Origin of the sequence: Exiguobacterium sp. SL-10, from assembly GCF_004337025.1 — a bacterium.
Classification (GTDB): Bacteria; Bacillota; Bacilli; order Exiguobacteriales; family Exiguobacteriaceae; genus Exiguobacterium.
Genome location: NZ_SJUP01000055.1, coordinates 1 through 391, shown reverse-complemented (window position 1 = coordinate 391; position 391 = coordinate 1). Strand labels below are relative to the sequence as shown.

The 391-nt window shown below is 33.8% G+C and carries 1 protein-coding gene; it reads left to right on the top strand.

The window, feature by feature from the left end:
• Positions 1-391, top strand: a 391-nt coding sequence (locus tag EVJ33_RS15845; protein ID WP_201739734.1) for a cation diffusion facilitator family transporter, incomplete at both ends; no start/stop codon positions are given.

Below are 391 nucleotides of genomic sequence, written 5' to 3'. Positions count from 1 at the left end.
TGATGATATTGAGTTAGATCGGGCTGATAATAAACAGTCTGAAAAATTTAAGGCAGCTAAAAAAAGCACGTTAGTGAGTGTTTTTGTCAATATCGTTTTATCCATTTGGCAAATTACAGTGGGCTTTTTCTCACACTCTCAAGGTTTAATTGCTGATGGTATTCACTCGCTTTCTGATCTTATTGCTGACTTTGTTGTTTTAATTGCCAATAAAGGTAGTCAGAAAAAACCAGATGCGGATCATCCTTATGGGCATTTTCGCTATGAAAATGTGGCATCACTTATTCTTGGGACTATTTTATTAATTGTTGGTTTAGGAATGGTATTTTCTGCTATTCATAAAATTTTAGATCCATCTACTATTCCTGAAGTTCATAGTGTTGCTTTATAT